The following is a 21,613-nucleotide window of genomic DNA, read 5'->3' on the forward strand; positions in this document are numbered from 1 at the left end:
CGAACCGGCGAAGGAGGCGCAGCGAATGGGTTTTCCCGGGACATGGATGACCGAAAGCCAAAGCATGGTTTATCGCGTGGTGCCCAAATGTGCCTGCTCGACCATCGGGCAGATCATGTACTACTCCGATCACGGACAGTTCTTTGATGGCGATATCCATGATGCGCAGGATGGTATGCACAAATGGGCCTTTGATGGCAGTCAGGATGTTATTGCCAGGAATGTGCGGTCGCATGAGTCCTTTACGTTCACCTGTGTCCGCAATCCCTATACTCGCATCCTCAGCTCCTTCTTTGACAAGATCTGCGGTATTCAGCGAAACGGAAAACGCTATCGCGGCAATCTGGTGCCGACGCTGATTTACAACTACGGCATCGAAGTTGGCGGGGAAGACGGGAAGGGCGAGTTTGACCAGATCGCCAGCTTTCGCCGGTTTCTGCTGTTTGCCCGAGATACGATCCGTTGGCGGCGTCCGATGGATCCTGATATTCACTGGTCGGCCATGTCAGGCCATGTTTCAACGCTGATCGTGAATGGGGGACGGTACGATCGCATCTTCTGGACCGAGAAGTTCAATGACGGGATGCGGGGCGTATTGGAAGATCTCGATACGGCACACCCTGTGACCTTGTCTGAGATTCCACGTTTCAACGAATCCGAAGGCCACGGTCCCAAGCGGGCGCATCCGGTTGAGGATTACTTTGACGACCTTTCGATGCATTTGGTTTATGAGATCTACAAGAAAGATTTCGAGCTGTTCAAATACGATTTCGAAAATCCTGCAAACAAGATGCCGGTCGGAGAGATCGATCTGGATGAAGTTCACGCCAAACTGGGTGACTAAGAATCGGGTGGGGGCTCCCGCCAATCGTCAAAGTCTCTGACGAGACATCTCCTCTTGTTGGGCCCGGCGCCGCGCTTTTGCGCGGCGCCGGGCCCAAGTCCGAAAGCGGTGTCGGCAAAGCCGATGGCGCATATCGGACGCGGGAGTGTTCCCGGTTGTTTATTCTCAGACCTGGCGCACGGCCCCTTTTGCCGCGCTGGTAGTGAGTTTGGCATAGGCTTTGAGCGCCGTTGAAACCTTGCGCTTACGCGGCTCAGCCGGGTGCCAACCCTTCTCGTCCTGCTCTTCGCGCCGCTCGAACAATTCCTCATCCGATACGGCCAGATGAATGGTGCGGTTGGGGATGTCGATCTCGATCGTGTCGCCAGTTTTCACCAGTCCGATCTCACCGCCTTCTGCGGCTTCGGGGGATACATGGCCGATAGACAGACCCGATGTGCCGCCCGAGAAGCGGCCATCGGTCAGTAGAGCGCAGGCTTTGCCCAGACCTTTGGATTTCAGATACGAGGTCGGATACAGCATCTCTTGCATTCCCGGTCCACCGCGTGGGCCTTCATAACGAATGACTACTACGTCGCCCTCTTTCACCTTGCCGGTCAGAATATCGTTCACCGCCTGGTCCTGGCTTTCGCAAACATAGGCCGAACCGGTGAATTTCAAGATGTTCTCATCCACCCCGGCCGTTTTCACGATGCAGCCTTCGCGCGCAATGTTTCCAAACAGAACTGCTAGGCCACCATCCTGACTGAATGCGTGTTCCTTGGATCGGATCACGCCGTTTTCGCGGTCGGTGTCCAGTTCCTTGAAGCGGTTCGATTGGCTGAACGCCTGCGTGGTGCGCACACCGCCCGGCGCTGCCTTGAACAAGTCCTGTGCTTTGGGATTGTTTGCAATCTTGATATCCCAATTGGCAATCGCTTCGCCCATCGTGGCGGAATGGACCGTGCTGCACTCTTCGTGAAGCAATCCCGCCCGGCTGAGCTCACCCAGAATCGAGAAGATACCACCGGCCCGATGAACGTCTTCCATATGTACGTTTTCGGTGTTCGGTGCGACTTTACACAAACACGGTACCTTGCGGCTGAGGTGGTCCATATCACTCATGTTGAAGTGAACCTCTCCCTCATGCGCAATAGCCAGAAGGTGCAGAACGGTATTGGTCGATCCGCCCATGGCGATGTCCAAGCTCATCGCGTTCTCGAATGCCTCAAATGTGGCGATTTCACGTGGCAGGAAGCCTTTTTCGTCCAGATCGTAGTGTCGCTTGGTGATCTCGACGATCCGGCGCCCGGCTTCAAGAAACAGCTCTTTGCGGTCTGCATGTGTCGCCAGTGTCGAGCCGTTGCCCGGCAGTGCGAGGCCCAGAGCCTCGGCCAGACAGTTCATCGAGTTGGCAGTGAACATGCCCGAACACGATCCGCACGTGGGGCAGGCGTTTTCCTCGATATGCTGGACTTGTTCGTCGGTAAACCTGTCATCAGCTGCGGCGACCATGGCGTCGACCAGGTCGATCTTTTTGGCGTCCAGATCGGCGATGTCGATCTTGCCGGCCTCCATCGGCCCGCCCGAAACAAAGATCGCCGGGATGTTCAGGCGCATCGCGGCCATCAGCATACCAGGAGTGATCTTGTCACAGTTCGAGATACAGACCATCGCGTCCGCGCAATGGGCGTTGACCATGTATTCGACGCTGTCCGCGATGACTTCGCGCGACGGCAGCGAATACAGCATTCCGTCGTGACCCATGGCGATTCCGTCATCGACGGCGATCGTGTTGAACTCTTTCGCGACACCGCCTGCGGCCTCTACCTCGCGCGCAACCATCTGGCCCAGATCCTTCAGATGGACGTGCCCCGGTACAAATTGGGTGAACGAGTTGACGATGGCGATGATCGGCTTGCCGAAATCGTCGTCGCCCATGCCTGTTGCGCGCCACAGACCGCGGGCACCGGCCATGTTGCGGCCATGGGTAGAAGTTCTGGATCGGTACATTGGCATGATGCTGTTTCCCTTTTGCCCCGGTTGCGATATGCGGGATGCGTACGTTATAGCGCACGTAGCACATGTGCGTTATAACGTACAATAGAATTTGCAGAGCGCAGGCATGGAAACGGAAGACATTACACTGAAACTAAGGGACGTGCGGGCCGCCTCGGGGCTGAGCCTGTCCAAGGTCGCCGAAATGACGGGTGTCAGCAAAGCCATGCTGGGCCAGATCGAACGCGGCGAATCCAGCCCGACGATTGCGACTCTTTGGAAAATCGCAAAGGGGTTTCAATTGCCGCTAAGCGCTTTGATTGGGTCGTCGGCTATGCGCGATCCTGCAGACGCGTCGGTGTTTCGCACCGTAACCTTTCCCGGCAGCATCGAAGTAAAGATCGTTTTCCCGTTCGATCCAGCCCTGGGGGCCGAGACGTTTCACGTTGAACTTGCCCCGAACCAAAGTCACGAGTCCGCCGCCCACGCCGCCGGTGTGACCGAAGAGGTCTTTGTGCTTAACGGCGCGCTGGACATATTACGGGATGGGGAATGGGTGCCGCTGCACGCAGGGCAGGGACTTCGCTTTTCCGCCGACCTGCCGCATGGCTACCGTGCTGGCGATCAGGGGGCGGCTTTCCTCAACATGCATCACTATTCGCAACAGGCAGAATTTTCAGAGCAGAATCGAAAGCTCTCATGACCGCATTTTGGGACAGCCTGACATTTGTGGACGCCATCGGCTCTTGCGGAGCGCTGATTGTCGTTGCCGCTTATTTTGCGACGCAAATGCGGTTGATGAACTCTGACGATCTGGCCTTTCCGGCGTTCAACCTGCTGGGTTCGGTTCTGATCGTTTTTTCGCTGCTGCAAAACTTCAATCTGGCTTCGATGCTGATCGAAGGGTTCTGGATTCTGATCAGCCTGATCGGGATCATTCAGTACTTCCGCCTGCGCGGTGCCAGATAAATCCCGTGTTGCAAGGGCGCTAGCGCTATCCAACCTTGAACCCCTATCCCACCGGGTATAGGAAATTTCCAAGCGCGATTAGGGGAGGCATTGATGCAGGACGATCCAAAAACCCTCGTTTCCACCGAATGGCTTGCGGCCCATCTAAAGGATCCGGATCTGCGGATTCTGGATGGGTCTTGGCATCTGCCGCAGCAAGGGAGGGACGCAAAGGCCGAATACGACGCCGGTCATATTCCCGGGGCGCGGTTCTTTGACATCGACGAGGTCTCCGATCACCGCTCGGACCTGCCACACATGGTGCCGCCGGTCGAGAAATTCATGTCGCGCCTGCGCGCGATGGGCGTGGGGGATGGCCATCAGGTTGTCGTCTATGACGGAGCCGGGCTGATGTCGGCTGCGCGCGTGTGGTGGTTGTTCCGGTTGATGGGGCAGGAAAACGTTGCTGTACTGGATGGCGGGCTGCCCAAGTGGCAGGCTGAAGGCCGAGAGATTGAGGACTTGCCACCCGTCATCCGTGATCGACACATGACTGTTCGGGTTCAGAACCATCTGGTGCGGGACGTGACGCAGGTCTCGGCCGCAGCCAAGCTGGCGGATCATGAGATTATCGACGCCCGTTCTTCTGGCCGGTTTGCCGGAGCAGAGGTAGAGCCCCGCGCGGGTCTGCGCTCTGGTCATATTCCGGGGTCGCGAAACGTGCCGTTCGGCACTTTGTTGAACAAGAATAACACGATGAAGTCGCCTGACGAATGCCGCGCCGTGTTTGAAAGTGCGGGAGTGGACCTGTCGAAACCGGCAATCACATCCTGTGGCTCGGGCGTGACCGCCGCGATCCTAAGCCTTGCGCTCGAGCGCATGGGCAAGAAAGACCACTCGCTTTATGACGGCTCCTGGGCTGAATGGGGTGCCTTCCCAACCCTGCCCGTCGCAACCGGAGAGAACTGATGTTCGAATTTCTCAAACCTCAGCCCGCTGACAAGATTCTGGCGCTGATGCAGATGTACCGTGAGGATCCACGTGATCAGAAGATCGATCTGGGTGTGGGTGTCTACAAGAACGCCGAGGGCATCACCCCGGTCATGCGTGCGGTCAAAGCGGCCGAGCAGCGTATTTTAGAAGAGCAGGAAACCAAGGCATATACCGGCCTTGCGGGTGATCCGGCTTATGCGGATGCGATGATTGGGCTGATCCTGGGCGCTTCGGTTCCGCGCGGCAACATTGCCGCCGTAGCGACACCCGGTGGTACCGGTGCCTGCCGTCAGGCGTTCGAGATGGTCCGCATGGCCAACCCCTCGGCCCGCGTCTTTGTGTCAAACCCAACCTGGCCGAACCACCTGTCGATCCTGAATTATCTGGGCATCGAGACGGTTGCTTACCGCTATTTTGACAGCGAAACCCGTGGTGTTGATTTCGACGGGATGATCGAGGACCTAAAGACCGCCAATGCAGGCGACGTCGTTCTGCTGCACGGTTGCTGCCACAACCCGACAGGCGCAAACCTGAATATGGTGCAGTGGCAAGAGGTCGTGAACCTGATCAATGCGTGTGGCCTGGTGGCCATGATCGACATTGCCTATCAGGGCTTTGGTGACGGCTTGGAAGAGGACGCGCTAGCTGTCCGTCTCGTCGCTTCGTCGGTTAAGGAATGCCTGATCGCGGCTTCTTGTTCAAAGAACTTTGGTGTCTATCGCGAACGCACCGGTCTGCTGATGGCTGTCAGCTCTGATGCGGGTCAAACCGCACTGAATCAAGAGACACTCGCGTTTCTGAACCGCCAGAATTATTCCTTCCCGCCGGATCACGGCGCGCGGGTGGTAACGACAATTCTGATGGACGACGCTCTGCGAGCAGACTGGGCTGCCGAATTGGAAGAGGTCCGATTGTCCATGCTGGGTCTGCGTCAGGATCTGGCGGATGAACTTCAGCGTCTGAGCGGCTCGGATCGCTTCGGGTTCATTGCCCAGCACCGAGGTATGTTTTCACGTCTGGGCGCGGCACCGGAACTGGTGGAAAAACTGCGGAATGATCACGGCATCTACATGGTCGGCGACAGCCGTCTGAACATTGCTGGCTTGAATGCGAATACCGTGCCGATCCTGGCCAAGGCGATTGTCGACGTCGGCGTCTGACGGCGCCACTAAAGGATTTATGGGCCGCCTTTGGGCGGCCTTTTTTGTTTCGTTCGATTTTCGTCGGCGAAAAAAGGGTTGATGACTTTTGATTTGGAATCGAGTTAACGGCAACTTCGAAACTCAACTCACGCGGGTATTGTGTGTTTGTATCTGCAGCTATATGTGCGTTTGGACGATTGAATAAATAGGAAAAAGAATGCCACACCTACCCTCTCATCATGAACTTATTGCTTGCGCAAATTTGATCGGATTTCCGAAAGCCGGGCGATATATTGCTGCTGTAAAAAATGGACGGATTGTCGGTGGTGAAAGAGAAGAAAGTGAAGGAACGCTCGAAATCCAAGCGTCCCAGATGCACCGTTCTTACACCGATGCAGATGAGTTCATTATCTTTGAGGTCGATGCTGACGGAAAAATAAACCCACTCCCACCGCTTTTCAGCAGTTAAGTCATCATCGGTTTGACCGCCGAACTGGCATTCAAGTCTTTGCTGAGTAATTAAAAGGCCTGAGTGAACCTTAGCGGTTTGCCAACCAGTACAGACTTGTCGTCATATGAAAAATGCCCGGGCGGAAAGCCCGGGCAGGTGTTTTATTGCGAGGGCTCGAAGAGTTCAGCCCTTCGAGAACTCAGGATATGCTTCCATACCCAGCTCGCCCATATCCAGGCCGTTGATCTCCTCTTCTTCGCCAACCCGCAGGCCAACAGTTGCCTTGAGGATCGAGAAGAGAACGAAGCTGACGACGAAGACGAAGATGCCGATCGCAGCAAAGCCGATGATCTGGGTCACGAAGGACGCGTCACCGTTGGTCCAGGCCACGATGAAGGTGCCCCAGAAGCCTGCGATCAGGTGAACCGGGATCGCACCGACCACGTCGTCGATTTTCATGCGATCCAGCATCGGAACAGTCAGAACCACGATCACGCCACCGATTGCACCGATGATCAGAGCCTGGAACAGCGACGGAGCCAGCGGTTCCGCGGTGATCGACACCAGACCGGCCAGCGCACCGTTCAGGACCATGGTCAGGTCGACCTTGCCGTACATCAGCTGCGTCAGGATCAGCGCGGCAACGGCGCCGGCAGCAGCGGCCATGTTGGTGTTGGCAAAGATGCGGCTGATGTCGGCCATGTCACCGATAGTGCCCATTGCCAGCTGAGAACCACCGTTGAAGCCGAACCAACCCAGCCACAGGATGAACGTACCCAGTGTTGCCAGCGCAAGGTTCGAACCCGGAATCGGCACAACCTTGCCGTCTTTGTTGTACTTACCGATACGCGGGCCCAGCACGATGGCACCGGCCAACGCTGCGAAACCACCAGCGGCGTGAACCAGAGTCGAGCCGGCAAAATCGCTAAAGCCCATCTCGGACAGCCAGCCGCCGCCCCACTGCCAGGACGCTTCGATCGGGTAGATAATGCCGGTCAGTACGATCACAAAGGCGAAGAAGGGCCACAGTTTCACGCGCTCGGCCATGGTGCCCGAAACGATCGATGCAGTGGTGGCACAGAACATCAGTTGGAAGAAGAAGTCAGATCCGACCGAAGCATAGGACAGGTCGGTTTCAACACCGCTCAGGCCAACAGGCTCCAGCGAGGTGGGTGAAAAGGCGCCAAGGAACCCCGTGATTGTCCAGCCATCGCCCGGATACATCAGGTTGAAGCCCACCAGCCAGTACATGATGGCGGCAAAGGAAAACAGGCCCATGTTCTTGACCAGCTGCATGGCAACGTTCTTGGAGCGCACGAGACCAGCCTCGAGCATGGCAAAACCAGCGGCCATCCAGAACACCAGAAAACCGCCGACCAGAAACAACAGCGATGTCAGGATATATTGCGTATGCTGCGCAGTTTCACCGGTGGCGGCCTCTTGCGCAAAGCCCATCTGCGGCAACGCGACAATCGCGGCGGCAGGGATGAGAGATTTCATCAGATTCATAGTCAGTCCTCGAATGTGTGTGAGTGGGGGCGCTCAGAGCGCCTCTTCGTTCGTTTCCCCAGTCCGCACGCGCAGGGCCTGCTCGACATCGAGGACGAAAATCTTGCCGTCGCCGATTTTGCCGGTCTTGGCGGTCTTGGTGATGGTTTCGACGATCTGGTCGGTCATCGTGGCGGGAACTACGATTTCCAGTTTGATCTTGGGCACGAAGTTCACGGCGTATTCCGCCCCACGATAGATTTCGGTGTGACCGGACTGCGAACCAAAGCCCTTGATTTCAGTCACCATCATTCCGCGCACACCAGCCTCGGTCAGTGCTTCACGCACCTCCTCAAGCTTGAACGGTTTGATTGTCGCAATGATTAGTTTCACGTCTTTCCCCTCTACGTCTCCGGCATGGCCGGTATTTTGCACCTGCAGAAAAAGAGCGTGTGCGAAGGCTTATAGGAATGGGTTTCCGGGGTAGACGTGTCCGAAATTCGCAAAAATTGCACATTTTTTGCACAAATTTGATGCGATGATAAAAAAATAGGCAGTTACGGGAGGGGAAATACCAGAAATTCACACCTCTACATGGCCGCGGCACCGAGGTATGGTGCCACAAAAGCATAATCGGGCAGAGTTTGAGCATGACTGAGTCCAAGCGCCGCAAACCGCCACTGGTCGCGGACAAAAGATACCCGTCGAAGCGGCGCAAACCTGCGACGGCAAAGCGGGCTGCGAAGCCTGCGGGCAAGAAGTCGACGGCCCGCAAAACCGCGACGCGCAAGACGGCAAGGAGAAAAACACGCCGCCGGTCCGGCGGAGGAGGAGGGCCATTTCGTCGCCTGTTACGATGGATCGGGCGTTTGATCTGGGGTGTAACTTGGCGTGTCGGCGCCGTTGCCGCGCTGATGTTGGCGCTGGCGATCGGCATCGTCTATAGCACCTTGCCCGATCTCGACGCGCTGCTGGACGGACGGGCGCGCGGGTCGGTAACGTTGCTGGATCGCGACGGCAAGGTCTTTGCCTGGCGCGGTGATCAGTTTGGCGGCGTGATCACGGCCGACACGGTCTCGCCGCATCTTAAAAACGCGGTGATCGCGACCGAGGATAAGCGGTTCTACCGCCATTTCGGCGTCAGCCCGCGAGGCGTCGCCAGTGCCGTTCGGATCAATCTGAGCGAAGGGCGTGGGCCATTGTCCGGCCATGGCGGTTCGACCATTACGCAGCAAACGGCCAAGCTGTTGTGTTTGGGCGTTCCATACGAGCCCAGCGATTGGGAGTCCGAGGCCGCATATGAGGCGGATTGCCGTCAGGGTTCTCTTTGGCGCAAGGGGAAAGAGGCCATCTTTGCGATGGCGATGGAGGTTAAATACTCCAAGGATGATATTCTGACGATCTATCTGAACCGAGCGTTTCTGGGGGCCGGTGCGCGTGGATTCGAAGCTGCGAGCCAGCGTTACTTCGGAAAATCGGCAGCAGAGGTTTCCCCGGCTGAGGCCGCGATGCTGGCAGGGTTGCTTGTTGCGCCCACGCGCTATGCGCCGACTAATAACCTGCAACGTTCGCAGGATCGCGCGCGGCTGGTCGTCGGGTTGATGGAGGATCAGGCCTATCTGACCTCGGCGCAAGCCAGCGAAGCCCGCAGTCGCCCGGCACAATTGTCCAAAGCCGCCGCCGCTAGGGCCGGTGGATATTTCGCGGATTGGGTCATGGCCAGCGGGCCCGAGTTCTTTACCCGCAACACCACCGAGGATGTGGTTATCCAGACAACGCTGGATCAGCGAATCCAGCAATCTGCTGAAGAGGCGCTGAAGTTCATCTTTCAGGAGAAAGTCCGTGAAGGGTCCAAAGCGCAAGCCGCGATTGTCGTGATGTCGGCGGACGGGGCGGTGCGCGCCATGGTCGGCGGTCGGGAAACGCGAGTGGCGGGTGTTTTCAACCGGGCGACTTTGGCGAAACGACAAACGGGTTCAGCCTTCAAACCCTTCGTATATGCCACTGCGCTGGAGCTGGGGTATTCTCCGCTGGATACAGTTAATGACGAACCCTATTGCGTCAATATTCCCGGTTCGGGCCAGTGGTGCCCCAAGAACTATACCAACAAGTTCTACGGTCGGGTGACGCTGGCCGATGCGCTAAAGAACTCGCTGAATATCCCGGCCGTCAAAGTAGCCGAGATTTCCGGGCTGGATAACGTCCGTACGGTCGCAAGTGGTTTTGGAATTGCCAGCGATCTGGCGCAGGGGCCGGCATTGGCGCTGGGCGCATCGGAAAGCACACTGATCGAGATGACGGGCGCATATGCTGGCATCCTGAACGGCGGTTCGGCGGTGGAACCCTACGGTCTGACTGAATTGAAACTGTTGGGTGACAACACCCCCGTTATGGTGACGACGACAGGCATCGGCGAGCGTGTCATCAACGACAAGGCTGCCAGGCAACTGACGTGGATGATGGAGCGTGTGGTCTCCGAAGGCACCGGTGCACGGGCCAAACTGCCGGGGTGGCAGGTAGCGGGTAAGACCGGCACGACCCAAGCGGCACGAGACGCATGGTTTATCGGGTTCACGGCGGACTATGTCGCGGGTGTCTGGATGGGATATGACGACAACACGCCGCTATCGGGTGTCACCGGTGGTGGATTGCCGGCCGAGATTTGGAAAGAGACCATGACGCGCGTCACCGACGGCATGACGCCAACGCCCCTGCCCATGTTGGCACCTGATCCTCCGGTTCAGACAGCGCAGCCGTCAAAACCGCGCCGCAAGCAAGGCGGCGGGTTCGCGCAGGAAATCAATAACCTGTTGAACAGCATTTTTGGAAACTGACAGGCAAACGAAAAAAGGCGGTGCACCGGGCACCGCCATTCTGTTTGAGTCCAGCGCAAATCGGGTTAGGTGCTTGCGTCCAACGCCGCGACGATCGCATCGCCCATCTCAGAGGTTGAAACCGGCACCACACCTTCTTCGGCCAGCAAGTCGGCAGTGCGGACGCCATCGGCCAGCACTTTCTCGATGGCTGTTTCAAGACGATCCGCTTCTTCGCCCTGATCAAAGCTGTAACGCAGGGCCATAGCAAAGCTGAGAATACAGGCAATCGGGTTGGCTTTGCCCTGACCGGTGATATCGGGCGCCGAGCCATGCACCGGCTCGTACATCGCTTTGGGACGGCCATTGGCCATCGGGGCACCCAGAGAGGCGGAGGGAAGCATTCCCAAGGAACCGGTCAGCATCGCCGCGCAGTCGGACAGTATGTCGCCGAACAGGTTGTCGGTCAGGATGACGTCGAACTGTTTCGGTGCGCGGACCAGCTGCATGGCGCCGTTGTCGGCATACATGTGGGACAGCTCGACCTCGGGATACTCCCTGGCGACACGGTCAACGACCTCGCGCCACAGGATGCCCGATTCCATCACGTTGGCCTTTTCCATCGAGCACAGTTTCTTGTTCCGGCGCATCGCCAGTTCAAAGGCCGAGCGCGCTGCGCGTTCGATTTCGGATTCCGTGTAACGCTGGGTGTTGATGCCGACGCGTTCGTTACCTTCTTCGAAGATGCCACGCGGTTCGCCGAAATACACACCCGAGGTCAGCTCGCGCACGATCATTATGTCCAGACCGGCCACGATGTCCTTTTTCAGCGACGAGAAATCCGCCAGTGCGTCAAAACACTGGGCCGGGCGCAGGTTGGAGTACAGGTCCATCTCCTTGCGCAGGCGCAGCAGGCCGCGCTCGGGTTTGACGCTGAAATCAAGATCGTCATATTTCGGGCCGCCGACAGCACCCAGCAGAACCGCGTCCACGTCTTGTGCTTTGGCCATGGTCTCGTCCGACAGCGGCTTGCCATGTGCATCGTAGGCCGCGCCTCCGACCAGATCCTCGCTCACGTCAAAGTGAAGACCGCGATTGGTGCCGAACCAATCGATGATTTTGCGCACTTCGGCCATAACTTCCGGGCCAATTCCGTCTCCGGGCAGGATGAGGAGCGAGGGGTTGGACATGAAGGGTCTCCTTGCGTTTCGTCGCAAAGGCCCTAGCGTCTGCGCCGCATCGGGTCAATGAGACGAACCCGACAATTCATGAGGAAAATACATGTTGATACCGGGAAACCCAGTGCCGGAGCTGAAAATTGAAACCGTGGGCCACGGCAGTTTTGATCTGGACGCCGACAAGGGTGAAAACGGAACGCTGGTTATTCAGTATCGCGGTCTGCATTGCCCAATCTGTATTCGCCAGATGGGTGAGGTCGAGGCTGCACTGGACGATTTCGCGGCACAGGGCGTCGAGGTTATCATGCTCAGCACGGATACTTCGGATCGTGCCACGGAAACGGTCGCCAAAGCCGGAACTTCGAAATTGCGTGTGGGCCACAGCCTGCCCCTGTCCCAAGCGCGGGACGGGTGGGGCCTGCATATCTCAACAGGCCGCGAGGGGACGGCTGAGGCGCCGTTCTTCGCTGAGCCGGGTCATTTCTACATCGCGCCCGACCGGTCCTTGTATTTCGCATGGCAGCAAACGACACCTTTCGGTCGGCCCTCGATTTCTGACATTTCGGGTGGGATCAAATATGCTTTGAATAACAAGTATCCGCCGCGCGGTACCTATACCGGAGCGATGTAAAGCAATTGGTCGGATTGGTGGCCCATCGCGCAAGGCTGCCCGGGCATGTCGGCGCCTCAATCCATCGCCAGATCGACCCAAACCACCCGATGGCGACTTGCAGTTTCGGCATGCTGCCGGTTTGGCGAACCCGCATCGGGCCAATAGACGCCTGCATCCAGAATCTTCCAACCCGCAGAAGGCAGCACATAGTCGACCCGCAACTTGCCGACGCCTTTCCACATCACAGTCGCAAGCGACCCCGAGGGGCTGCGAGGTTGCGGATCCTGAATACGAGGGTCAGCAAGCAGATCCCGGATCGCTTTCTTTCGCCCTTCACCCAGTTCGGGGTCGAGGTTTGCGTCACCCGCAATCACGAACCGGTCGGCCAGCAGCCCACCCAACGCGCCGTCCAGCACCAGAGACCACAAACGGATTTCGTCGCGATTGCGAAGCCCGTTGCGGTCCTCCGGTCCATCAAATACCGGCGGCGCAGAGTGGAACGTCATCAGGTCTACCCGACCGGTTGGGACCTCGATCGGCACAATCCAATGCGCGGTCGAAGACAGACGCTGCGCTTCGTGTGCCTGTGCGGACGGGAAGGGCGTGCCGTCGACTTCCGGTAGGGTTGCGCCCGGCAGCTCACGCCACAAAAGACCCGAGAATGACTGGATATCTTCCCGCAGGATTGGATAGCGGGACAGGACAGCCAGCCCTGCCTGACCCGTGAACCTTCCCCACCCTTGCGCATCGCCCGGACCGCCGGTTCTACCGTCGCCGTCCAGATCCAACGACGTTTGAAGTCCCGAGTTTGGCCGCTCTGCAAAGCTATAGGGATAGTCCAACCCGGCTTCGAATAATGACTGAGACAGGGCCGTTAAAGTCAGATCGTCCAGATCCCAGTCTATCCCCTGCAATGCCACGATATCAGGTTGGATTTCAGCCAACACCGCCACGACGGCCGAGACTTGTGGATCGTCGCGCCGGATATCCCGCAACAACAGCCCAGGACCATCGCGGCTGAGTTCCGTGTTGTATGTGGCGATGCGGAGTTGCTCTGCCTGCGCCGCAATCGGCAGCACCATCAGCAGAATGACGCGGATCATGCGGTTTGCGTGGTCTCGGCAGTTGAATAGGCGCGGCGTTTTTCAACGATCAGATTGGCGACTCGCATGGTCGCCATACCGCGCATGATCATGCTGGCCGGCAAAAAGGCCCATGCGCTGAGGGTCCAGATCAGAGTCTGCGGATTGCTCAGCGCGATTGGGCTGCCGAATTCGGAAATGAGTTTGATCAGGGCGGGAATCACAAATGGCAACAGCGCACCGATCATGATGTTCAACCGACCGTCGCGTTGCAGACGAGTGACAACGTCGCCGCCTTTTGTCGGGTCGAAAAGCGGTAGATTGGTCCAGACGTTGAAAGCGCCATTCCCGGTGGGCCAGCCGCGTATTTTGATTGCGTAGGCAAAGCTGGCAATTGTGACCAGCGCAGCGACATAGGCTATGCTTGCTGAAATGCGCACTAACTCGACCAAAGGCGACGCCGCGTCAGCGGGTAGCATCAGAACGACCAGGCGTACAGGCGAGTATGGAAAATCAGCCACGTTAGCGACCATCAGACCCATGGAATAGAACACGCTGGTCAATTCAGTCGGCGCGTAAACGTTTTTGCAGATCAGCGTCATGAACGTGATCATCGATGTCAGGCCGACAAAGCGTAGACGGTTCACCGGAGGTGCGTCACGGAATTCGATAAAGCTGGGAAAGGCAGAGTTGTATTCAGAGAACGTCAAAATGAATGCCAGAATCGCGAGAAACACGACAATCTCGGTCCCATTCGACGTCGATGTAGGCAGGTACAACGCGGGAGTGAGCACCATAAGCGCCACCAAAAGTCCACGTATCGCCGCCCCCGTTGTGCGTGCAATCACAATCCGAACCCTTTCCAAACCGGAGCAGTCGATTCTACGTCGACTTACAGTCCAACTTGTGCCCGCCGTTCTTTGTTTTGACGGATGCCTCGTTTTTGCCAACACTGGCGGTAACGGGCATTTAGCTCAAGCCAAGGGGCAGAAAACACGTACTTTCAGGCAAAATGATGGCGAAACTGGTGCGCCTTTGCATCATTTCCGACGCAAATTCGACGTGTAATTAAGAATACCCCCTACATGTTGTGGTTGCTGGATTTTGAACCCCAAAAATGAGAGCGGGGCCGCCAAGGCGACCCCGATAGGTTGAGTATCCACAGAATCATCCCCGGAATTACACCCAGGGACGAGCCTGACTTGCGTGATCCTCAAACTTGTCGATGTGATGATCTTTTTCCATTGTCAGCCCGATGTCGTCCAGACCGTTGAGCAGGCAGTGCTTGCGGTGCGGGTCGACGTTGAATTCGATCACGATGCCATCGGATGTGGTGATCTGCTGATCTTCCAGATGGACAGTCATTCGGGCGTTCTCGCCTTTATGCGCGTCTTCCATGAGGATCGCATGATGCTCTTCTTCGACCACGATGGGCAGGATGCCGTTCTTGAAGCAGTTGTTGAAGAAGATGTCAGCGAAGCTGGTCGAGATCACGACCTTGATGCCGAAATCCTTGATCGCCCATGGCGCGTGTTCGCGCGACGAGCCACAGCCGAAATTGTCGCCCGCAACCAGAATCTCTGTCTGGCGATAGGCGGGTTTGTTCAGGACAAACTCTTCGTTTTCCTGCCCGTCATCGTGATAGCGCATCTCGTCAAACAGCACGACGCCAAGACCGGACCGTTTGATCGTTTTCAGGTGCACTTTCGGGATGATCATATCGGTGTCGATATTGATCAATGGCATTGGGGCGGCCACCCCGTGGACTTTGTCAAACTTTTCCATGTTCACACTCCTGCGGGAGAGGGCCGACCCCATACCCCGCGTTTAAGCTTCTTTCGCTTCCGTTGTTTCTTCGTTGGGTGCGTTCTTTACGAAGAACGCCATGAAGACCAATCCAAACCCGTTGAACAGCATCTCGATGCCCAGCAAAATGCCCAGCAATTGCAGCAGTACCGCGGGATCAGCGCTGGCAAGGCGCCAGATCAGGATCGCCAGGACGATAGACATGATGCCAGAGATCAGCGTGGCCCAGAAAAACTGCGTCCCGCGCATCTGGAACGACAGGATGATCCGCGCGATGCCGCCTGCCAGGAACAGGATCAACACCACCGTGGCCAGCGTCAGCGTTCCCTGAAGTGGATGATCCAGGAAGGACCAACCCAGAAACAGCATCACGACACCCATGATGAATGACAGGATTTTGTTGCCGGTTCCCTCAACTGTGAAACCGCCTACAACTTGCAGCGCGCCCGAGATCAGCAGCAACACTCCGGTCACTACTGTCACGGCAATCGATGCCACCGCTGGTGCGCCCAGCACAAATATGCCGAACGCTATGGATAGAAGCCCCAGCAGGAGCCATTTGATCCAGTCACTCATGTCTTCAATCCCTCAAATATCTAGATATGAGGGTACCTTACATCAATTCACGAACGTCTGTCAGCCGTCCTGTAATTGCCGCTGCGGCAGCCATTGCCGGGCTCAGCAGATGGGTACGCCCACCGCGCCCCTGACGGCCTTCGAAGTTGCGGTTCGAGGTTGCGGCGCAGCGTTCACCCGGTTCCAACTGGTCAGGATTCATCGCCAGACACATCGAGCATCCTGCAAGGCGCCATTCGAAACCGGCCTCTTTGAAGATCTCGGCAAGGCCTTCCTCTTCAGCCTGAGCACGAACAAGACCCGAGCCGGGCACAATCATCGCGCGCATCCCGTCCTTGATCTTTTTGCCCTTCAGAATTTCGGCAGCGGCGCGCAGATCTTCGATCCGGCCGTTGGTGCACGAACCGATAAAGACCGTGTCAATTTCGACGTCGCTCAGCTTTTGCCCAGCTTCTAGCCCCATGTATTCGATTGAACGGCGGGCCGCTTCGACTTTGCCTCCTTCGAAATCTTCAGGGTGTGGAACCGTTGCGGTGATGGGCAGCACATCCTCGGGGCTGGTGCCCCAGGTGACTACCGGTGCGATGTCTTCGCCACGCAGGGTGATGACCTTGTCGAATTGTGCGTCTTCGTCGGTGTAGAGCGTTTTCCACCAGTTCAACGCGGCTTCCCATTGGGCTCCTTTGGGCGCGTGCGGGCGGCCTTTGACATATTCGAACGTGGTCTCGTCCGGTGCGATCAGACCCGCACGGGCGCCGCCTTCGATTGCCATGTTGCAGACGGTCATACGGCCTTCCATCGACAGATCGCGGATTGCTTCGCCGCAATATTCGATGACATAGCCGGTGCCACCAGCGGTGCCGGTTTCACCGATCACAGCCAGAGTGATGTCTTTGGCGGTCACGCCCGGCTGCAGTTTGCCGGTGACCTCCACCTTCATGTTCTTGGATTTCTTCTGGATCAGGGTCTGAGTGGCCAGAACATGCTCGACCTCGGACGTGCCGATTCCGTGCGCCAGAGCGCCAAACGCGCCATGGGTGGCGGTGTGGCTGTCGCCGCAGACAACGGTCATGCCGGGCAGGGTCCAGCCCTGTTCGGGGCCAACGATGTGCACGATGCCCTGACGGACGTCATTCACCGGGTAATAGTGAATGCCGAAATCCTTGGCGTTCTTGTCCAGCGCTTCGACCTGAATGCGCGATTCGGGGTTCTCGATCCCGTTTACGCGATCCGGCGTGGTCGGAACGTTGTGATCCGGCACCGCGATGGTCTTCTCCGGGGCGCGGACCTGACGGCCTGCCATGCGCAGCCCTTCAAAGGCCTGCGGGCTGGTGACTTCGTGCACCAGATGGCGGTCAATATAAAGCAGGCAGGTGCCATCATCGGCTTCGTGCGCGACATGGGCATCCCAGATCTTGTCATAGAGTGTTTTGGGGGACATCGGTCCTCTCCCGTATGTATTGAGATAGCTGGCGAGTGGCTGGGCGCCGCTTATAGGCGGGCCAGAACCGTGCGGGCGGCCCCAAAGAACCGTTCACGCAGGCGCATGCGGTCTTGCAAAGTCGGAGCTGGGGCCAGGTAGACTCTCATGCGCTTCAGATATATCGGGCTTTCGAGTCATTCAAGGTTCAATCCGGGTGTAGCAGGTTGGGCTTGCATCGGGCAGCGCCGGTGTCCAAGCTGACAGGCATGAACCAAGACCTGCTACCGGATACGCTCTCGGGCCTGTACGACAATATGGTTGCGGCCTTTTCCTCGCAGTTTGAAAACCTGATCGAGTTGATCGTCACACCGGGCTGGCGGCAATATCAGCTGATCATCATCTTGTTGCTCTGGGCGTTGGCTTTCGTACTGAAGCTGTTGACTCAGGGCCGGTGGGATGCGTGGGCCCGCGCAAGATCCGGTTGGCCGAAATGGCGTCTGCGCATTCTGATCCAGCTGATGCGCCGCCTGACGCTGGTCTATTTTGTAGTACTGACCTGGGGCCTGTATCTTTTGATGCAGCATATAACCTGGCCATCGCGCAGTTATATCATTGGTGTGATTGCGACCCTTGCTGCCGCGTGGCTGGCCATTGCACTGGTATCGCGGTTGGTGCGAAACCGAACGCTGCGACAAATCTTCAAGTGGTCTATGTGGGTCTATGCAACGCTGATTGCGTTGGGTCTGACGGATGACGTTGCCGATTTTCTCGACGGTGTAGCGATTTCCATCGGCGATCTTCACATCTCGGCGCTGGGCATTATCAAGGCAATTCTGCTGATCGGAGTTTTGCTAACGCTCGCTCGCGTGGGTACCCGTGCTGCTGAACGGGGCCTGAAAGGCAACGACGATATTACACCGTCAATGCAGGTTCTGTTGGCCAAGGGCATTCAGGTGCTGTTGTACGGCGCTGTTTTCATGGCGGCGATCCGCACCCTCGGCTTTGATCTGACCGGTATTGCGCTGCTGTCCGGTGCGATTGGCGTGGGTATCGGCTTTGGCCTGCAAAAGGTGGTGTCAAACCTGATTTCGGGAATCATTATCCTGATGGACCGATCGATCAAACCCGGCGATGTGATCTCGCTGGGTGATACGTTCGGCTGGATCAATGCGCTGGGCGCGCGATACGTCTCGGTGGTCACGCGGGATGGTCGGGAATACCTGATCCCGAACGAGGATTTGATCACCAATCAGGTAGTGAACTGGTCACATTCAGATCGCTTCGTCCGCCTGGACCTGGATTTCGGCACCAGCTATGACGATGACCCGCACAAGGTCCGTGCAACGGCGATCCGGGCCGTCAAATCAGTGACCCGGGTGCTCAGCGGCGGATCACATGAGCCTGTTTGCCACATCACCGGATTCGGTGACAGCAGCGTGGATTACGTGTTGCGGTTCTGGATCAGCGATCCGACCAAGGGGCTGACCAATATCCGGGGCAATGTCTATCTGGCGCTTTGGGATGCGTTCAAAGCCGAAGGCATTTCAATACCGTTTCCCCAGCGTGAGGTTCGGGTTCTGGGGCGCACGGAAGGCGACACCGAGGCGCAACAAATCGCCAAAGAGTGACCAGTTGTGCGGGTGTCGCGGCGCGCATTCATTGAAATGTTGCATTCCCCTTGTTACCTTATTAGTACCCCTGCGCCGGGGTTTGGCGGCGCGCAGCAAAGGAGGACTATGTCCTGTCTCTACATACCCAGGCGGGTTTGCCCGCCGATGACGGAGCCGGTGTAATGGCTCACTCTCAGTCAATCAGCGACAAGCTGCTTGAACGTATCCTTTCCTCACTTTCCGATGACAAGGCCGAAGACGTCGTGCAGATCAACCTGCAGGGCAAATCCTCGGTTGCGGATCACATGGTCATTGCGTCCGGGCGTTCGACACGTCAGGTCTCAGCCATGGCGGAAAAGCTGACGGATCGCATCAAGCAGGAATTCGGTTTCACCTCGAAGGTCGAAGGCAAGGATGCCGGAGACTGGGTGCTGATCGATACGGGCGACGTAATCGTCCATATCTTCCGCCCCGAAGTGCGTGAATTCTATCAGCTGGAAAAGATGTGGCTGCCTCAGGGCGGCAGCGCCTCGGCGAACTGAGGCGCCATCCCGGTCTGTATTAAAGGGCCGGAGGCGAGAGAAATATGCGTATCAGCATAGTTGCGGTCGGGCGATTGCGCGCCGGACCGGAGAAGTCCCTGCTTGATGACTACCTTACCCGATTTGACCGGACCGGCCGCGCGCTGGGCCTTGGGCCTGCGCGCGTGATCGAAGTTGAAGACAAGAAAAACGCCGGTCAGGGCGCCGAGGCTGCTTTGCTGCGTAAAGCGCTACCCAAGGGCGCCGTAATCTGCACGTTGGATGAACGCGGGCGCGTGATGTCCTCGCCCGATTTTGCCAAGAAGCTGGGCGGTTGGCGCGACGCCGGGCGGCAGGACTTGGCGCTGATCATCGGCGGGGCGGACGGAATAGACCCTAATTTGCGGGCCGAGGCCGATTTTTCCCTCTCATTCGGAGCGATGGTCTGGCCGCACATGCTGGTTCGTGTGATGTTGGCCGAGCAACTTTACCGGGCTGCGACCATTCTGTCAGGCGGCCCCTATCACCGGGTATGACATGGCGCAGCTTTTGATCGTCTACCATTCGCGAACGGGCGGTAGCCGCCAAATGGCCGAAGCTGCAGCAGAGGCCGCGCGCGACGAAGTAGAGACAATTTTGAAATCAGCCGAACAGACGGAACCCGAGGATTTGCTGCGCGCGGACGGATACATCTTCTGCGCGCCCGAGAACCTGGCTGCGATTTCCGGGGTGATGAAAGATTTCTTTGATCGCACGTACTATCCGGTTCTGGGGCGTATTGAGGGACGTACATATGCCCAGATGGTCTGTGCTGGATCTGACGGGCAGAACGCAGCGCGTCAGATGGCGCGCATCGCAACAGGCTGGCGACTGAAAGAGGCGCAGCCGCCTCTGATCATCTGCACCCATGCACAATCACCCGAGGCCATTCTGGCAGAGAAGAGCATTCCTCAGGATCGATTGGACCAGTGTCGCGAAGTAGGTGCAGCGATGGGTGCCGGCCTCAGCCTAGGCGTGTTCTGACAATCAGTTCAGGGTCACCACAGTAGTGTCGGGGCTCCATCCATCCACGCTGCAGCGGGCTTGTATCTGCACCTGCGTCACACCTTCTGGAACCTGTACTCCGCCAAGCGAACGGGTGAACGGCTGCTCGGTCTCATGCGGGTGGTGCAGGACGCGCATACCCAACTCGCTTCCGTTCATGTCCAAAACGCGCCAGCCGTCGGCATAATGGTCCCAGCCAGTATCCGGGTGCCGGATCGTTACATCGAATCGCCAGGTGCTATCATTGCTGCTGGCTGAAACTTTTTCGATCATTGAAGGATCGGCAAGGGCCGAGCTGGCAAGAAGACCGCTGAGAATCACATATCGCATGACCCGAATGTACGAGGTGAAACGCGACATCGACATCACGTCTGCGTGTTAGGCGGCAGGTTCACAAGGACAGACCGGGAATGAGATGCAAACTCGCGTCGGTACAGGACGCCGGCAGTGATCGCCGTGCCTAAGATCAGGGCGACCGGCCCCAGTATCCAGGCCAGCGAAGCCAGTGCGAAATAGGTGGCACGCAGCGCGCGGTTGAAGCTGCGCGCTGCGTTCACGCAGATTTCGGCAGACTGAGCCGCGCGCGGGTAGGCCTGCGGGTCTTCGGGGTCATTCGGGACGGCTGCCATCAAAACCGCGCAATACCCGAAAAGCCGGTGCGCCCAGACGAATTTCAGAAAGGCGTTTGCCAGAAACAGGATGACGATCAGTATCTTGATCTCCCAGACTACGGCGGGGGCGCTACCGAATGCCAGATCACCGGCGACACCGGCGAGACGTTCGGTGTTACCTAGCAGGGCCAGACCGCCACCGATCGCAATCATGGTAGTCGAGGCAAAGAAGGTACTGCCTTGCCGCATCGCGGCCACGACCTGTGCGTCAAACATCCGGGGTTGCCGCGTGACCATCTCGTGCATCCAGCTGCGGCGGAAATCGTCCATCATCATCGAAACTGACTGATGGCCCGAGGACGGGTGTTCGATCTTCCACCCTATCCAAAGCCACGCGCCCAGCAACAGCAGAACGGAGGCGTAGTCCAGAGGCGAAAATAGAACGGCACGGTCAATCCAGGTCATGGTTGCGACAGTACGGGCAGATTTGAGA

At 57.6% G+C, this 21,613-nt stretch carries 23 protein-coding genes; 12 read left to right on the top strand and 11 right to left on the bottom strand.

Annotation, left to right across the window (positions count from 1 at the left end):
- Positions 1-25 precede the first annotated feature (25 nt).
- Entirely contained in the window at positions 26-844 is an 819-nt protein-coding gene (locus AC2TCY_RS01870; RefSeq protein ID WP_480845087.1) for a sulfotransferase family protein, read from the top strand.
- Between the two features lie 165 nt (positions 845-1,009).
- Here AC2TCY_RS01870 and ilvD read toward each other — a convergent pair whose 3' ends face one another.
- Entirely contained in the window at positions 1,010-2,842 is a 1,833-nt protein-coding gene (gene ilvD / locus AC2TCY_RS01875) for a dihydroxy-acid dehydratase (RefSeq protein ID WP_480845088.1), read from the bottom strand.
- A gap of 106 nt (positions 2,843-2,948) precedes the next feature.
- Between ilvD and AC2TCY_RS01880 the strand changes: the two genes are divergently transcribed.
- The 5 genes from AC2TCY_RS01880 (at position 2,949) to AC2TCY_RS01900 (ending at position 6,373) form a co-directional block, all read left to right on the top strand.
- Positions 2,949-3,524: a helix-turn-helix domain-containing protein gene (locus AC2TCY_RS01880; protein ID WP_480845089.1), complete on the top strand. Its 576-nt coding sequence runs from the start codon at positions 2,949-2,951 to the stop codon at positions 3,522-3,524.
- Positions 3,521-3,790 carry a CBU_0592 family membrane protein gene (locus tag AC2TCY_RS01885; protein ID WP_480845091.1) on the top strand — a complete coding sequence of 90 codons (270 nt, stop codon included), beginning with the start codon at positions 3,521-3,523 and terminating at the stop codon, positions 3,788-3,790. The genes AC2TCY_RS01880 and AC2TCY_RS01885 overlap by 4 nt, the downstream gene beginning before the upstream one ends.
- A gap of 93 nt (positions 3,791-3,883) precedes the next feature.
- A complete protein-coding gene (gene sseA, locus AC2TCY_RS01890) occupies positions 3,884-4,738 on the top strand; it encodes a 3-mercaptopyruvate sulfurtransferase (RefSeq protein WP_480845093.1) in 855 nt (284 codons plus the stop codon).
- The gene (locus AC2TCY_RS01895; RefSeq protein ID WP_480845094.1) at positions 4,738-5,922 is read left to right on the top strand and encodes an amino acid aminotransferase; all 1,185 of its coding nucleotides are present in this window, start codon (positions 4,738-4,740) and stop codon (positions 5,920-5,922) included. Before sseA ends, AC2TCY_RS01895 begins: the two co-directional genes overlap by 1 nt.
- Before the next feature lie 199 nt (positions 5,923-6,121).
- Positions 6,122-6,373, top strand: a complete 252-nt coding sequence (locus AC2TCY_RS01900; protein WP_480845095.1) for a hypothetical protein — start codon at positions 6,122-6,124, stop codon at positions 6,371-6,373.
- Between the two features lie 165 nt (positions 6,374-6,538).
- Here the strand turns inward: AC2TCY_RS01900 and AC2TCY_RS01905 are convergent, their stop codons facing one another.
- Positions 6,539-7,864, bottom strand: coding sequence for an ammonium transporter (locus AC2TCY_RS01905; RefSeq protein ID WP_480845097.1), 1,326 nt, complete (start codon positions 7,862-7,864; stop codon positions 6,539-6,541).
- A 33-nt stretch (positions 7,865-7,897) separates the two neighbouring features.
- Positions 7,898-8,236, bottom strand: a complete 339-nt coding sequence (locus AC2TCY_RS01910) for a P-II family nitrogen regulator (protein WP_480845099.1) — start codon at positions 8,234-8,236, stop codon at positions 7,898-7,900.
- 257 nt (positions 8,237-8,493) lie between these two features.
- Here AC2TCY_RS01910 and AC2TCY_RS01915 point away from each other — a divergent pair, with 257 nt between their 5' ends.
- Positions 8,494-10,677 (top strand): transglycosylase domain-containing protein, encoded by a 2,184-nt coding sequence (locus AC2TCY_RS01915; RefSeq protein WP_480845100.1) that lies wholly within the window; start codon positions 8,494-8,496, stop codon positions 10,675-10,677.
- Between the two features lie 65 nt (positions 10,678-10,742).
- Here AC2TCY_RS01915 and leuB read toward each other — a convergent pair whose 3' ends face one another.
- Positions 10,743-11,846, bottom strand: a complete 1,104-nt coding sequence (gene leuB / locus AC2TCY_RS01920; protein ID WP_480845101.1) for a 3-isopropylmalate dehydrogenase — start codon at positions 11,844-11,846, stop codon at positions 10,743-10,745.
- Between the two features lie 91 nt (positions 11,847-11,937).
- Here leuB and AC2TCY_RS01925 point away from each other — a divergent pair, with 91 nt between their 5' ends.
- Positions 11,938-12,465 carry a redoxin domain-containing protein gene (locus AC2TCY_RS01925; RefSeq protein ID WP_480845102.1) on the top strand — a complete coding sequence of 176 codons (528 nt, stop codon included), beginning with the start codon at positions 11,938-11,940 and terminating at the stop codon, positions 12,463-12,465.
- 56 nt (positions 12,466-12,521) lie between these two features.
- Here AC2TCY_RS01925 and AC2TCY_RS01930 read toward each other — a convergent pair whose 3' ends face one another.
- The 5 genes from AC2TCY_RS01930 to leuC all read right to left on the bottom strand — a co-directional run bounded on the left by AC2TCY_RS01930 (position 12,522) and on the right by leuC (position 17,352).
- A complete protein-coding gene (locus AC2TCY_RS01930; RefSeq protein ID WP_480845103.1) occupies positions 12,522-13,550 on the bottom strand; it encodes an endonuclease/exonuclease/phosphatase family protein in 1,029 nt (342 codons plus the stop codon).
- Complete coding sequence (locus AC2TCY_RS01935; protein WP_480845105.1) at positions 13,547-14,326, bottom strand: hypothetical protein; 780 nt, start codon at positions 14,324-14,326, stop codon at positions 13,547-13,549. The genes AC2TCY_RS01930 and AC2TCY_RS01935 overlap by 4 nt, the downstream gene beginning before the upstream one ends.
- A 382-nt stretch (positions 14,327-14,708) precedes the next feature.
- Positions 14,709-15,314 (bottom strand): 3-isopropylmalate dehydratase small subunit, encoded by a 606-nt coding sequence (gene leuD, locus AC2TCY_RS01940; protein ID WP_480845106.1) that lies wholly within the window; start codon positions 15,312-15,314, stop codon positions 14,709-14,711.
- A 42-nt stretch (positions 15,315-15,356) separates the two neighbouring features.
- Entirely contained in the window at positions 15,357-15,911 is a 555-nt protein-coding gene (locus AC2TCY_RS01945) for an HdeD family acid-resistance protein (protein WP_480845107.1), read from the bottom strand.
- A 37-nt stretch (positions 15,912-15,948) separates the two neighbouring features.
- A complete protein-coding gene (gene leuC, locus AC2TCY_RS01950; RefSeq protein WP_480845108.1) occupies positions 15,949-17,352 on the bottom strand; it encodes a 3-isopropylmalate dehydratase large subunit in 1,404 nt (467 codons plus the stop codon).
- A gap of 248 nt (positions 17,353-17,600) precedes the next feature.
- On the opposite strand from leuC, the gene AC2TCY_RS01955 reads away from it, so the two are divergent.
- From AC2TCY_RS01955 to AC2TCY_RS01970, 4 genes are all read left to right on the top strand, one after another.
- On the top strand, positions 17,601-18,962 hold the full coding sequence (locus AC2TCY_RS01955) for a mechanosensitive ion channel family protein (RefSeq protein WP_480845485.1): 1,362 nt from the start codon (positions 17,601-17,603) through the stop codon (positions 18,960-18,962).
- Positions 18,963-19,126: 164 nt separating this feature from the next.
- Complete coding sequence (rsfS, locus tag AC2TCY_RS01960) at positions 19,127-19,486, top strand: ribosome silencing factor (RefSeq protein WP_058276550.1); 360 nt, start codon at positions 19,127-19,129, stop codon at positions 19,484-19,486.
- 44 nt (positions 19,487-19,530) lie between these two features.
- Positions 19,531-20,001 (top strand): 23S rRNA (pseudouridine(1915)-N(3))-methyltransferase RlmH, encoded by a 471-nt coding sequence (gene rlmH, locus AC2TCY_RS01965; RefSeq protein WP_480845109.1) that lies wholly within the window; start codon positions 19,531-19,533, stop codon positions 19,999-20,001.
- A gap of 1 nt (position 20,002) precedes the next feature.
- Positions 20,003-20,488: a flavodoxin family protein gene (locus AC2TCY_RS01970; RefSeq protein ID WP_480845111.1), complete on the top strand. Its 486-nt coding sequence runs from the start codon at positions 20,003-20,005 to the stop codon at positions 20,486-20,488.
- Between the two features lie 3 nt (positions 20,489-20,491).
- Here the strand turns inward: AC2TCY_RS01970 and AC2TCY_RS01975 are convergent, their stop codons facing one another.
- Positions 20,492-20,839, bottom strand: coding sequence for a hypothetical protein (locus tag AC2TCY_RS01975; RefSeq protein ID WP_480845486.1), 348 nt, complete (start codon positions 20,837-20,839; stop codon positions 20,492-20,494).
- Between the two features lie 35 nt (positions 20,840-20,874).
- Positions 20,875-21,585, bottom strand: a complete 711-nt coding sequence (locus tag AC2TCY_RS01980; RefSeq protein WP_480845112.1) for a DUF599 domain-containing protein — start codon at positions 21,583-21,585, stop codon at positions 20,875-20,877.
- Between the last annotated feature and the right edge of the window lie 28 nt (positions 21,586-21,613).

The sequence above is a fragment of the Ruegeria sp. HKCCD7181 genome (genome assembly GCF_057221055.1).